Genomic DNA, 12,468 nt, shown 5'->3' on the forward strand with positions numbered 1-12,468 from the left:
TAGTAGCGTTGACGCTTATGGTCTGGCAGCAGGAACCGGTCGTGACCGGCGACGCGGTGGTGCTCGACGTTCAGATCGCCCAGCTGCCCGTGCGGGCGGTGGCGATCCTGATCGACATCACCGTCGTGTTCCTGCTGTACCTGATCGGGATACTGCTCTTCAGCCTCACGCTGACACAGCTGGACTCGGCACTGTCGGCCGCCGTGCTCATCATCTTCACAGTCCTTGCGCTGCTCGGATATCCGCTCGTGTTCGAGACCGCGACACGCGGCCGATCGTTGGGCAAGATGGCGATGGGTCTTCGGGTGGTATCCGAAGACGGCGGCCCAGAACGCTTCCGGCAGGCCTTCTTCCGCGCGCTCGCCGGCGTCGTCGAGATCTGGACCCTGGCCGGCGGACCCGCGGTGATCTGCAGCCTGGTGTCGGCCAAGGGGAAACGGCTCGGCGACATCTTCGCGGGCACCATCGTGATCAGCGAGCGGACGCCCCGCCTGTCGCCCCCGCCGCCGATGCCGCCGCAGCTGGCGTGGTGGGCATCGTCGTTGCAACTCTCCGGCTTACGCCCCGAGCAGGCCGAGCTCGCGCGCCAGTTCCTCAGCCGGGCGGAGCAATTGAATACGACGGTGCGTGACCAGATGGCCTACCGGATCACCAGCGATGTCGTCGCTCAGATCTCACCGCCGCCGCCTCCCGGTGCCCCGCCTCAGTTGGTGCTCGCCGCCGTGCTGGCCGAGCGGCACCGCCGGGAGTTGGCTCGACTGCAGGTGATGCCGCAGGCACCACCGCCCCCTCCGGCGTGGCCAGGTCAGAGTCAACCCGCTTGGCAGCCGGTTCCGCCCTCGCCGGAAGGCAGCGGTTTCACCCCGCCCGGCTAGCGTCCTCGACGCGAGAGACGTTGTCCGCCTCGGCTGTTCCGACGGCCCGATACAACTTGACCGATACCGCGGACAGCCACGCCCACACCAGCACGACCGCGGCGGTGAACGCGATGATCGCACCTGCGCCGCCCGATCCGGTGGACAGCGCGACGAAGCTCAGCGCGAACAGCAGGCCGGTGATGCGCGAACCCCATGCCCAGGACGCCTCGCCGTGGCGCGCGAACAACCCTCCGAGGACGAAGCTCGCCGCCACCAGGCATGCGAATCCCACACCGGCCACGGCGAAGTGGACCAGCCCGTGCCACGACACGTCGCCCACACCGGGCGGTGTGCCGGGCGGGAATCCGTCGGACGGGTCGGCACGGAAGATCCCCGCTCCGATGAGCGCGAGCCCGTAGACGGCCAGTAGCGCCGAGGCCCACCTCGACCGGCGACCGGAGCCCAGAGCGCGCCGGATCCCGACCGAGGCGGCGACGGTCATCGCCCCGGTGACGAGGAAGTTCGCGACCTGGACCCACCCCCAACCGCCGTTGGCCAGCTGGCTCACCGCGTGACGGGTCGGGTTGTAGCCATCGCGGCCGACCATCTGGGCCGCGGCGACCAGCACGTAGATGGGGCCGGCGATCACCCCATAGCCGAGCAGCGATTTGGTGATCCGTACGGGCAATGGCGGGCAATCCGCAGTTGTCATGGCGGACCTCCTGGAAGAATCAAACTGGACGGTACAGTACCGAGAACTAGACTGTCCAGTACTGAGATAGAGGTGACGATGACGGACGCGGTCCTCGGGCGGTCGGCCCTGAAGCGGTCGAGCATCCTGTCCGCGGGCATGACGCTCTTCCTCGGAAACGGTTATCAGGGCACAAGCATGGACCAGGTCGCTGCGACCGCTGAAGTGTCGAAGCAGACGGTCTACAAGCACTTCCGGGACAAGCAGGAACTCCTGCAGGCGATCGTCGACGAAGCATTGGACAGCACCGTCACACCATTCCTCGGTCGAATCGCCGCGCTCGCCGAGACGGCGGATCTCGGCGCGGACCTGACGGCGCTGGCGGCCGACTACCTGCGAGCGGTCCTGCAGGAACGCGTCGTACAGTTACGCCGCCTCGTGATCGGCGAGGCCAATCGGATGCCGGAACTGGCCTGGAAGTACTACGAGCGGGCGCCCGCGCGCGTCATCGCAGAGTTTGCCCACTGCCTGTCACGGTTGAACGATCGCGGGCTGCTGGTTGTCCCCCAACCCGCGGCCGCCGCAGAGCATTTCGCCTTTCTCGTCGTAGGCAGGTGCATCGACCAGGCGCTGTTCTGCGGTGGGCCCGAGGTGCTCGCGGACATCGATGTCGACGGCTACGCCGCCGCCGCCACCCGCGTCTTCCTCGCCGGCTATCGGCCCTGAGTGCAGCCGCTGCCGCTCAGGAAGCGATCCAATTTCCGTGAAAACCGTACGGAACACGCTGTGGTAATTGGATTCTCGCGACGGACGGACCCGCGAAGTCCGACGCGTCGAGAATGACGAGATCGCTGCCGTTACGGGCGGCATCGTAGACGTAGGCCAGGTACCAACCGCTGGTCTCGTCGGTGGCCCCCGCCGACGGAACGAACACCGCCTCCCCCGGACCGCCCGGTGCGTCGGTGGACCCGAACGCGCGCTCGACTCCGACACCGGTGGTCAGGTCGTAGCGGACCAGGGACCGGTCACCGACCGCGACCGCATATCGGGCTGGCAGCGTCGCGAGCCGATCGTCGATGCGCGGGAATTCGATCGCACGGTCGTCGAGTTGTCGCTCGGTGACCGCACCGGTCGTCAGGTCGATCGTCCATGTCCACAACACCCCGTCGGCCTCGAATCCGTCGGTGCCGCGCCACAGCTCGGGATACCGGACAGCCTGCAGCACAATCGTATCGCCGTCAGCTGTGCTCGTTTCGTAGGCGTTCGCGACGTGGAAGACGTAGCAGGGATCGATGTCGAACCATCTGACCTCACCGAATGGGTCGTCGCGCCGCAGGACGCCCAGCCGGGCACCGTAGTCGTCGTTCCAGCGGTACGGCATCACGTCATCACCCGACATCGCGATGTCGAAGTCGAAAACGATCGGCAGGTCCATGAACACCACATGCGAAGCGGTCAAGGCGAAGTCGTGCATCATCGTGAGCGCTGGAACTTCGAGCGGCCGGTTGATTGTCAACCGGCCGTCGGCGTCGGCACGGTGGTAGGTGACGTGCGGCTCAAAGATGTTGCCGTAGCCGAAGAAATGCAGCTCACCGGTGCGCGGGCAGATCTTGGGATGGGCAGTCATCGAGTCAGCGAGCTTGCCCCCGAAGTCGTAGGCGCCCACCGTTTCCAACTCGTTGGTGATCTCGTAGGGCAGGGACGACTCCACCAGCGCCAGTGTCTTACCCGCATGGTTGACGATGTGCGTATTGGCCACGCTGGACCGGAGATTGCGTGTGCCGTCAGCGTTGTACAGTCCGAAGTCCTCCACGAAGCTGTCCGTGCGGACCCATCGGTTGCGGTACCACTTGGCCCGGCCACCCTCGATACGGACTCCGTGGATCATCCCGTCACCGGTGAACCAGTGCGCCGCGGCCTGACGCGGGTTGGGCCCGTTGCGCAGGTACCAGCCATCGAGTTCGGCCGGGATGGTGCCGTGCACCGGCAGGTCGTACTCGGTCAGTTCGTCGGCGACGGGCGCATAGTTGCCGCGCCTGAAGAATTCGTCAGCGCCGAAGAGGGTGGAGTCCGTCGTCTCGGTCATGAGATCTCCTTGTGTTGATCGATAGGGAGACAGTGACATGTCTGTAGTGACATGTCAATAGTGGGATGTACGATTACCCGGTGAGTTTGCGAATCGCCGCACTGGGGCTCCTCGCGGAGAAGCCTGCGAGTGGATATGACCTGCTGAAGCTCTTCGAGAAGTCGCTGGCCAACGTCTGGCCCGCCACCCAGAGCCAGCTGTATGGCGAGCTCAACAAATTGGCCGACGCCGGGCTGATCGAGGTCTCGGCGATCGGGCCGCGCGGCCGTAAGGAGTATCGGATCACCGACGCCGGCCGCTCCGAGCTGCGTCGGTGGATCAACAATCCGCAAGACGACCCGCCCTTTCGCAGCGCGAGCCTGCTGCGGGTGTTCCTACTCGGCGAGATCCCGCGCGAACAGGCCCGTCAACACCTGGCCGAGATGGCCGCATCGGCCGATGCCGAGGTCAAACGGCTCGAGGAACTGCGGGAGTCGATCGATTGGCGTGACGACGGACCGGACTTCGGGCTGGCCGCCCTCGACTATGGGCTGCGAATGAACGCGATGAACGCGGAGTGGGCACGTTCGGTGATCGGGTCGATCGACAGGCTGGACCGTTAAATCACCGTTGCATCGCGATAGTTTCCGATATATCGTCATCGTATCGGAAGCGCAGACCGTGCTTTCTCTCGATCAAAGGAACGACATGACCAATCCATTCACCCCGCCTCCAGGCGGCTTCGGCTTCACCCCCCTCGACCGTCGTGCGCTGCACGACCACCGCAGGCACGCCCGGCGCGAAATGCGTGAACAACTGCGAGACCGTCTCCGGCACGCCGACGCCGGTCCCGGCTTCCCCGGTCCGTTCGGTGGTTTCGGCCCCAGTCGCGGCCGCGGCGGTTTCGAGTTCGGATTCGATCCCCGCGCGTTCGGGTTCGGCCCCGGCGGCCCCCGAGGTTTCGGTCCGGGCGGACGACGTGGCGGTCGAGGCCGCGGCCGTCGCGGCGACGTTCGCGCGGCGATCCTCAAACTGCTCGCCGAACGGCCCATGCACGGCTACGAGATGATCCAGGAGATCGCCGAGCGCAGCCAGAACCTCTGGCGGCCAAGCCCCGGATCGGTGTACCCGACGCTGCAACTGCTCGTCGATGAAGGCATGATCGCGGCGACCGAAAGCGACGGCAGCAAGAAGCTTTTCGAGCTCACCGACGACGGTCGCACAGCGGTGGAGAAGATCCAGACCCCACCCTGGGAGGAGATCGCCGACAGCGTCGAACCGGGCCATGCCAATCTGCGCAGCGCGGTCGCTCAGTTGATGGGCGCGGTCGCGCAGGCGGCCTACACCACCAACGAAGAGCAACAGCAGCGGATCGTCGAGATCGTGAACAACGCCCGCCGCGAGATCTACGGCATCCTCGGCGAGTCCGAATAGGCCCCTAACCGGAATAAGCCCGGCGGGAAGGGTGTACGGATTGAGTATGCAGACCTTCCCGCTGGGCTCTTTCCATGTCGGCCGCGTCGGATTCGGCGCAATGCAACTGCCGGGACCGGGGGTTCTCGGACCGCCGCGGGACCGCGACCAAGCACTCGCCGTGCTGCGGCGGGCACTCGAGTTGGGGATCAACCACATCGACACCGCGCAGTTCTACGGGCCCGATGTGGCCAACGAACTGATTCGCGAGGCGTTGCATCCCTACCCTGCCGACCTCGCCCTGGTGAGCAAGGTGGGTGCCGTCCGAGACGACGCCGGTGCGTGGCTACCCGCCCAGGAACCCGATCAGCTGCGGGCCAGCATCGAGGAGAACCTGCGCAGCCTGGACACCGACCGGTTGGCCGCGGTCAACCTGCGTGTGCACTCCGGGGATCCCAGCGGTATAGCTCCGCTGGACCGCGAGCTGTTCGACCGGCAGCTGACCACGATGATCAAGGCGCGCGACGAAGGGCTGATCGGCGGCATCGGGTTGAGCAGCGTCGGCGTCGACCATCTGCGAATCGCGCTGGACCGCACCGACATCGTTTGTGTGCAGAACGCCTACAACCTCCTGGACCGCAGCTCGCAGGAAGTGCTCGACGCGTCCGCCGAGCGCGGGATCGCGTTCGTGCCGTTCTTCCCACTCGGCTCGGGCTTCGTCGCCGACAATCCGGTGCTCGGCCATCCGGCGGTCAAGCGGGAGGCCGAAAAGCTCGGGCGGACACCCGCGCAGATCGTGCTCGCTTTGACGCTGTCGGTGGCGCCGAACGTGTTGCTGATCCCGGGCACGTCGTCGGTGAACCATCTCGAGGAGAACACCGCCGTCGCCGACATCGAACTCGACGAGGACACCAAACGCGAGCTCGACGCCGCGGCCTAGTCGACGTCGACCCAGTCCAGCGTGCGCTGCACCGCCTTCTGCCACCCGGCGTAACCGGATTGGCGCTGCTCGTCGCTCCATGACGGCGTCCAGCGCTTGCCTTCCTGCCAGTTGGTCCGCAGGTCGTCCGCGTTCTCCCAGAACCCCACCGCCAGCCCCGCCGCGTAGGCCGCGCCCAGGGCTGTCGTCTCGGCGACGACCGGTTTGACCACGTCGACGCCCAGCACGTCGGCCTGGATCTGCATGCACAGGTCGTTGGCGGTGATGCCGCCATCGACCTTGAGGACCTCCATGTGCACGCCGGAATCGGCCTCCATCGCGTCGACGACGTCGCGGCTCTGGTAGCAGATCGCCTCGAGCGTCGCGCGGGCCAGGTGCGCGTTCGTGTTGTACCGCGAGAGCCCGACGATCGCCCCGCGGGCGTCCGAACGCCAGTACGGCGCAAAGAGTCCGGAGAACGCCGGCACGAAGTAAACGCCGCCGTTGTCATAGACCTGGCGAGCCAGGGCTTCGCTCTGCGACGCACCGCTGATGATGCCGAGCTGATCACGCAACCACTGCACCGCCGAACCGGTGACCGCGATCGAACCCTCCAGGGCATAAACGGGTTTCGCGTCACCGAACTGGTAACACACCGTGGTCAACAGCCCGTTCTCGGACCGGACGATCTTCTCGCCCGTGTTGAGCAGCAGGAAATTGCCTGTGCCGTAGGTGTTCTTGGCCTCGCCGGCCTCGAGGCAGACCTGACCGACCATCGCGGCCTGCTGGTCGCCGAGCGCACCGGTCAGTGGCACCTGGCCGGAGACGGGGCCGTCGTCGCGGGTGATGCCGTAGGCCTCCGGGCATGACGACGGCTTGATCTCGGGGAGCATCTGGCGCGGAATGTCGAAAAACGACAACAACTCGTCGTCCCAGTCGAGCGTCTCGAGGTTCATCAACATGGTGCGGCTGGCATTGGTGACGTCGGTGACGTGCACCCCGCCGCGCGTCCCCCCGGTCAGATTCCACAACACCCAGGAGTCGGGGGTCCCGAACAACGCGTCACCGTTCTCCGCGTCGCGGCGCACCCCGTCGACGTTCTCCAGGATCCACTGCACCTTGCCGCCGGAGAAGTACGTCGCGGGCGGCAGGCCCGCCTTGCGGCGAATGACGTCGCCGCGGCCGTCGCGGTCCAGCGCCGAGGCGATGCGGTCGGTGCGGGTGTCCTGCCACACGATCGCGTTGTAGTAGGGCCTGCCGGTCCGCTTGTTCCAGACCAGCGCGGTCTCGCGTTGGTTGGTGATGCCGAGCGCGGCCAGGTCGGTCGCCGAGAGGTTCGTCTTGTTGAGCGCCGACATGATCACCGCCGCCGTGCGCTCCCAGATCTCGACGGGATTGTGCTCGACCCATCCCGCCTTCGGCAGGATCTGCTCGTGCTCGAGCTGGTGGCGGCCGATCTCGGCACCGCCGTGATCGAAGATCATGCACCGGGTGCTGGTGGTGCCCTGATCGATCGCGGCGATGAACTCGGCGTTTCGAGCCAACGTGCACTCCCCTCTCGCTGCGGTCCGTCGTCCATCATGGACTACATGGCCGAAAAGCCCGCCGAGATTACGGCCGCAAGGCCGCCGACGTCGGAGATCGACAGGATGCCGCGCGGCGGTCCCGACGCGTCCTGCCTGGACCGGCTGCTGCAGAGCGACCGACAATCCGATGCGTCCACCGACATTGCGCGCAGGCGCGGCGTGATCCGGGCACTCGAGCTGACCGGCGGATGGTTCGGCAGCACCGAGCGATTCGCCGAGATCGCGCTCGCGGAGGTCGAAGACGTCGCCGACCCGAGGATCCTCGAGCTCGGCGCGGGCAACGGCGAGTTGTCGCGCAAGCTCCTCGACTGGCATCCGTCGGCTCGGCTGATGGTCACCGATATGGACGCGGCGGCCGTGGCGGCGATGGCCGCGAGCGATCTCGGTGCGCATCCGCGCGCGAAGGTTCGCGCGATGGACGCCACGGCGATCGACGCCGCCGACGGGTCATTCGACCTCGCGGTGTTCGCGCTGTCGTTTCACCACCTGCCGCCGGCGGCGGCCGTACGGGCGTTCGCCGAAGGCACCCGGGTGGCCGACACCCTGTTGATCATCGACTTACCGCGGCCGCCGTCGCCGCTGCATGTCATACGTCTGGCGACCGTGCTGCCGTTCGCGCGGCTGTTGCCGCTCGTGCGCGACGGCATCGCGACCTCGCTGCGCTGCTACAGTCCGTCGGCGCTGCGGGCTCTGGCCGAACATGCCGATCCCGCAATCGAGGTCGAGCTGCGTGGCGGGCCGCTGAGCCCTCAGGTCGTGGTGGCGCGACGCGCCGACGCGGCGCCGCGATCCAACGACCAACGCTGATAGCCGAACTCGATGAGGGCATCGAGCACGTCGTACAGACCCGGATGCCGTACCAACAGATACCCAATCATCCTCACGCGGAGGTTGATACCCCACTTTTCGCCCGTCAAACGTGTGACGTCGCAGGTCAGCTCCGCGGGCGTGTGATCCGATGCAGAAGCCACGCAACCGGAATCGTGAGGATCAGGGTCACGAGGAACAACACGACCACCGAACCGGTGTACACGGGCCACCGCAGCACCGACACCAGCGCGATCTCCATCACGATGACGTGCAGTAGGTAGATCTCGTACGAGATCTCGCCCAGCCACACCATCGGCCCGCTACTGAGTAGCCTTGCGTACCAGCCGGTGTCACCGAGCGCCAGCGGGGCGACGACCAGCGTCGCGATCGCCGCGTAGAACACCACCTTCGCGATGTCCTCCCCGAGATTGAGGGCCGGCGCATCGGTGCGTCCGGCGATCGGCGTCGACACGACCAGATACGCAACGACCGCGAGCGGCAGCGCCAGCACCGCATAGCATCGAATCCCGTTGTGCGCCAGCACACTCAAGGTCATACCGCCGATGAACCACACCAGGTAGTGCGGAAGCCACATCCCCGCCCCGTTCGGCAGCCAGTCGGTGGTGTGCATGACATACAGCCACAGCGGGCTCATCGCAGCGAGCGCTGCGAGCCCGGCCAACAGGACCCCCGGTCGCCACCTTCGCCGGCACAGGACGACCAGCAACAGGTACGCCAACAGCGGCAGCGCTGCGTAGAACGCCACTTCGACCGCGAGACTCCACATCTGGGTCAGCCCCTGATGCATGTAGGCGGTGATGTAGTTCGGGCTGTATATCTGGGTGAGCGTCAGATTGCGCAACAGGCCGAGCCACGTATGCCCGGGATTGGGCTCGATGGTGCGGAATTCGTAGAGCGCGAAGGCCACTAGGACCGTCACCACATAGGCGGGCATGATGCGGCGCACCCGATTTCGGGCGTAACGGCGAGTACTCGGCGCCGCGGCACCGGTCGCTGCTGCCCGCACCCACCCGTTGAACAACAGGAATCCGGAGAGGACGAAGAAGATCGCGACGCCGATCTCCATGCGGGCGAACACCAGTCCGGCGTATCCGCGGTTGTAGGCGCCGGTCCCGTACGCGGCGTGGGTGGCCATGACGAGCAGCGCCGCGACGGCCCGGACACCCGTCAGCGAGGCGACCCGGTCGGCCCTCGAGACCTGTTCGAGCCCGCCTTGGTCGAGGTCGCTCGGCCATGGTGCTGACACCGCGTAAGTATCAAACGGTGACCGAGGAACCACGCTCCAATTCGATGATCCGGTCGGAGAGTCCGCGTCGCTTCATCTCGTCGACGAATTCGGACAGCGGGGACGCGAACACCCCGTAGTCGTCGAAGTGCACCGGAATCATCCGGGGGAGGTCGAGCAGTTCGACCACATCGGCGCCCTGCTGACCGTCCATCGTCACGGTCAGACCGAGCGGCAGATGCCGGCCGAACGGCAGCCGCGTTCCCCCCAGATGCAGCACGCCCACGTCGATCGACTCGAAACGGACTGGAATCTCGCGTAACTCGTCGACAAGCAGGGTGTCGCCGGAGACGTAGAGCCGACGCCGGGCCGCCCCGTCGGTGAACTCGATCATGCTGCCCATCACCGGCGGCAGGAAGCGGTCGACCGGGGTGGGTGCGTGGCGGCCGGGCAGGCTGGTGACGGTGACGCTCACCGCCCCCTTGGTGATTGTGTGGTGCTGCCACGTGTCGAGGGCGAGCGCGCGGCCGAAACCCCGGTGTTCCAGCCGTTTGGCGGCGTGCGGAGTGGTCAGGATCGGCAGTCCGTGGTCGAGCCGGCTCTGCGACACCCGGTCCCAGTGGTCGCCGTGCATGTGCGACAGCACCACCCCGTCGAGCGCGGGTAACTGTTCGATGTCGAGGGCCGGGCCTTTGCGCCGTTTGGACAACAGCCCGTAGCCGAGGTACGCATGCTGGCCCTGGTGCAGGAAGTTCGGGTCGGTCAAGAGGGTGATGCCGCCGCCCGAGATCAACGTGGTGGCGTTCCCGATAAAGGTGACGGTGACGTCCATCGTCTTCACCTACCCACCCCGCCCGGCTTTAAGCCGGTGTCCGGGTGGCGAGTGTGCGCAAAATGTCGACGAATCGCGGCGTGTTCGGGTGCAAACACGCACGCTCGCCGACAATGGCGGTGTGGGCGAGGAAGTGAAGGGCACCGGCTATACCGGCGCGCACCGCCGGGAGTACCGGCGCAAGGTGCAACAGTGCCTCGACGTCTTCGAGACCATGCTCGCCCAGTCGAGCTTCGACTTCGAACGGCCGCTGACCGGCATGGAGATCGAATGCAACCTGGTCGACTCGGCGTATCAGCCCGCGATGAGCAACGCCGAGGTCCTTCAGGCTATCGCCGATCCGGCGTACCAAACCGAACTTGGCGCCTACAACATCGAATTCAACGTGCCTCCGCGACGCCTGCCGGGACGCGCGGCGCTCGACCTGGAGACCGAGGTGCGGGCGAGCCTCAACGCGGCTGAGATGAAGGCCAACCGCCACGACGCGCACATCGTGATGATCGGGATCCTGCCGACGCTGCTGCCCGAACACCTGGCCGGGCGGTGGATGAGCGAGTCGACGCGGTATCAGGCGCTCAACGACTCGATCTTCACCGCCCGCGGCGAGGACATCCTGATCGACATCGTCGGCCCCGAGCGGCTGAGCCTGCAGACCGCCTCGATCGCACCGGAGTCCGCGTGCACGAGCATGCAACTGCATCTTCAGGTGTCACCTGCCGACTTCGCGCAGAACTGGAACGCGGCTCAGGTGCTGGCGGGTCCGCAAATCGCGCTGGGGGCCAACTCCCCGTACTTCTTCGGCCACGAACTGTGGGCCGAGACGCGCATCGAGCTGTTCGCCCAGGCCACCGACACCCGCCCCGACGAACTCAAGACCCAGGGCGTCCGTCCGCGCGTGTGGTTCGGCGAACGCTGGATCACGTCGATCTTCGACCTGTTCGAGGAGAACGTGCGCTACTTCCCGTCGCTGCTACCGGAACTGTCCGACGAGGACCCGGTCCGCGAACTCGCCGAGGGCCGTACGCCGAAACTTTCCGAGCTACGGCTGCACAACGGGACCATCTACCGGTGGAACCGGCCGGTCTACGACGTCGTGAACGGCCGCCCCCATCTGCGGGTCGAGAACCGGGTGTTGCCCGCCGGGCCGACCGTCGTCGACATGATGGCCAACGCCGCGTTCTACTACGGCACGCTGCGGGCGCTGTCCGAAGAGGACAGACCGTTGTGGACGAAGATGAGTTTCGCTGCGGCGCAACACAATTTCATCGCGGCGGCGCAGCACGGGATGGACGCCAGGCTGTACTGGCCCGGCTACGGCGAGGTGACCGCCGACGAGCTGGTGCTGCGCCAGCTGTTGCCGATGGCCGACGAGGGCCTGCGCCGCTGGGAGGTCGCCGCCGAGGTGCGCGACCGGTACCTCGGGGTGATCGAGGGCCGCGCGAAGACCGGGCGCAACGGCGCCACCTGGCAGGTCGCGACCGTGCGCGCCCTGCAGGAGCGCGGTATGGCGCGGCCCGCCGCACTGGCGGAGATGCTGCGCCGGTACGGGGCGCGGATGCATAGCAACGAGCCCGTGCACACCTGGGACGAGGGCTTCGACGAGTGAGGGCGGTCGTTCGCGGTTTCTGGCTGCTGGTGCTCATTGCCGTGGCGGCGGCGTGCCACGGCGGTCAGCAGGCGCGCGCGGACACCGTCGAAGCCCGGCTCGACCGGCCGTTCGTCCTGGCCGGCGGCCAGCAGGCCTCGCTCACCGGTGAGTCGCTGCGACTGCGGTTCACCGCGGTGCCGGAGGATTCGCGTTGCCCCACCGAGGTCGAATGCTTCTGGACGGGCCAGGCACGCGTCATCGTCATGGTCGACGACGGACGCGCGGGCGAGGAGACCGTCGAATTCAACACCAATCCCGCGCCTGGCCAGAACCGGCAGACGGTCCAGACGGGCGACTACGAACTGACGCTGCAGGCGCTCGATCCCTATCCCCGCACGCCCGATGACCCCTCGCCTCTGTCGGACTACCGGGCGACCTTGCTGGTGCACCGAACCGGCTGA

Annotated in this window: 13 protein-coding genes; 8 read left to right on the forward strand and 5 right to left on the reverse strand. The window is 66.7% G+C overall.

All coding sequences use genetic code 11. The features are described from left to right. Positions 1-17: 17 nt before the first annotated feature. On the forward strand, positions 18-875 hold the full coding sequence (locus tag A5752_RS22685) for an RDD family protein (RefSeq protein ID WP_067090541.1): 858 nt from the start codon (positions 18-20) through the stop codon (positions 873-875). On the opposite strand, the gene A5752_RS22690 is transcribed toward A5752_RS22685, so the two are convergent. After that, positions 859-1,569 (reverse strand): DUF998 domain-containing protein, encoded by a 711-nt coding sequence (locus tag A5752_RS22690; protein ID WP_067090544.1) that lies wholly within the window; start codon positions 1,567-1,569, stop codon positions 859-861. The two genes, A5752_RS22685 and A5752_RS22690, sit on opposite strands and share 17 nt — an antisense overlap. A gap of 78 nt (positions 1,570-1,647) precedes the next feature. Here A5752_RS22690 and A5752_RS22695 point away from each other — a divergent pair, with 78 nt between their 5' ends. Continuing rightward, entirely contained in the window at positions 1,648-2,274 is a 627-nt protein-coding gene (locus A5752_RS22695) for a TetR/AcrR family transcriptional regulator (protein WP_067090617.1), read from the forward strand. A gap of 16 nt (positions 2,275-2,290) precedes the next feature. Here A5752_RS22695 and A5752_RS22700 read toward each other — a convergent pair whose 3' ends face one another. Then, the gene (locus A5752_RS22700; protein WP_067090547.1) at positions 2,291-3,634 is read right to left on the reverse strand and encodes a carotenoid oxygenase family protein; all 1,344 of its coding nucleotides are present in this window, start codon (positions 3,632-3,634) and stop codon (positions 2,291-2,293) included. 80 nt (positions 3,635-3,714) lie between these two features. On the opposite strand from A5752_RS22700, the gene A5752_RS22705 reads away from it, so the two are divergent. The 3 genes from A5752_RS22705 (at position 3,715) to A5752_RS22715 (ending at position 5,966) form a co-directional block, all read left to right on the forward strand. Next, positions 3,715-4,236 (forward strand): PadR family transcriptional regulator, encoded by a 522-nt coding sequence (locus A5752_RS22705; RefSeq protein WP_067090620.1) that lies wholly within the window; start codon positions 3,715-3,717, stop codon positions 4,234-4,236. Between the two features lie 85 nt (positions 4,237-4,321). Continuing rightward, positions 4,322-5,047 (forward strand): PadR family transcriptional regulator, encoded by a 726-nt coding sequence (locus tag A5752_RS22710; RefSeq protein WP_067090550.1) that lies wholly within the window; start codon positions 4,322-4,324, stop codon positions 5,045-5,047. Positions 5,048-5,093: 46 nt separating this feature from the next. Then, positions 5,094-5,966, forward strand: coding sequence for an oxidoreductase (locus tag A5752_RS22715; RefSeq protein ID WP_067090553.1), 873 nt, complete (start codon positions 5,094-5,096; stop codon positions 5,964-5,966). Here the strand turns inward: A5752_RS22715 and glpK are convergent. After that, positions 5,963-7,489, reverse strand: coding sequence for a glycerol kinase GlpK (gene glpK, locus A5752_RS22720; RefSeq protein ID WP_082964023.1), 1,527 nt, complete (start codon positions 7,487-7,489; stop codon positions 5,963-5,965). The two genes, A5752_RS22715 and glpK, sit on opposite strands and share 4 nt — an antisense overlap. 45 nt (positions 7,490-7,534) lie before the next feature. On the opposite strand from glpK, the gene A5752_RS22725 reads away from it, so the two are divergent. Further along, a complete protein-coding gene (locus A5752_RS22725; RefSeq protein WP_231983486.1) occupies positions 7,535-8,338 on the forward strand; it encodes a class I SAM-dependent methyltransferase in 804 nt (267 codons plus the stop codon). 127 nt (positions 8,339-8,465) lie between these two features. On the opposite strand, the gene A5752_RS22730 is transcribed toward A5752_RS22725, so the two are convergent. Both A5752_RS22730 and A5752_RS22735 read right to left on the reverse strand, forming a co-directional pair. Continuing rightward, the gene (locus A5752_RS22730) at positions 8,466-9,608 is read right to left on the reverse strand and encodes an acyltransferase family protein (protein WP_067090555.1); all 1,143 of its coding nucleotides are present in this window, start codon (positions 9,606-9,608) and stop codon (positions 8,466-8,468) included. 10 nt (positions 9,609-9,618) lie between these two features. Next, a complete protein-coding gene (locus A5752_RS22735) occupies positions 9,619-10,419 on the reverse strand; it encodes an MBL fold metallo-hydrolase (RefSeq protein ID WP_067090558.1) in 801 nt (266 codons plus the stop codon). A 121-nt stretch (positions 10,420-10,540) separates the two neighbouring features. On the opposite strand from A5752_RS22735, the gene A5752_RS22740 reads away from it, so the two are divergent. Together A5752_RS22740 and A5752_RS22745 are read left to right on the forward strand one after the other, a co-directional pair. Further along, the gene (locus A5752_RS22740; RefSeq protein WP_067090627.1) at positions 10,541-12,025 is read left to right on the forward strand and encodes a glutamate-cysteine ligase family protein; all 1,485 of its coding nucleotides are present in this window, start codon (positions 10,541-10,543) and stop codon (positions 12,023-12,025) included. Continuing rightward, the gene (locus A5752_RS22745; RefSeq protein ID WP_231983487.1) at positions 12,022-12,468 is read left to right on the forward strand and encodes a hypothetical protein; all 447 of its coding nucleotides are present in this window, start codon (positions 12,022-12,024) and stop codon (positions 12,466-12,468) included. The genes A5752_RS22740 and A5752_RS22745 overlap by 4 nt, the downstream gene beginning before the upstream one ends.

The sequence above is a fragment of the Mycobacterium sp. 852002-51961_SCH5331710 genome, from assembly GCF_001665535.1.
In the GTDB taxonomy this organism is placed as follows: domain Bacteria; phylum Actinomycetota; class Actinomycetes; order Mycobacteriales; family Mycobacteriaceae; genus Mycobacterium.

Bases quoted from the DNA above. Each gene is read 5' to 3' on its own strand.
- A5752_RS22700 (WP_067090547.1), bottom strand. From the start codon at position 3,634: ATGACCGAGACGACGGACTCCACCCTCTTCGGCGCTGACGAATTCTTC.
- A5752_RS22710 (WP_067090550.1), top strand. From the start codon at position 4,322: ATGACCAATCCATTCACCCCGCCTCCAGGCGGCTTCGGCTTCACCCCC.
- A5752_RS22725 (WP_231983486.1), top strand. From the start codon at position 7,535: ATGGCCGAAAAGCCCGCCGAGATTACGGCCGCAAGGCCGCCGACGTCG.
- A5752_RS22685 (WP_067090541.1), top strand. From the start codon at position 18: ATGGTCTGGCAGCAGGAACCGGTCGTGACCGGCGACGCGGTGGTGCTC.
- A5752_RS22690 (WP_067090544.1), bottom strand. From the start codon at position 1,569: ATGACAACTGCGGATTGCCCGCCATTGCCCGTACGGATCACCAAATCG.
- A5752_RS22715 (WP_067090553.1), top strand. From the start codon at position 5,094: ATGCAGACCTTCCCGCTGGGCTCTTTCCATGTCGGCCGCGTCGGATTC.
- A5752_RS22735 (WP_067090558.1), bottom strand. From the start codon at position 10,419: ATGGACGTCACCGTCACCTTTATCGGGAACGCCACCACGTTGATCTCG.
- A5752_RS22695 (WP_067090617.1), top strand. From the start codon at position 1,648: ATGACGGACGCGGTCCTCGGGCGGTCGGCCCTGAAGCGGTCGAGCATC.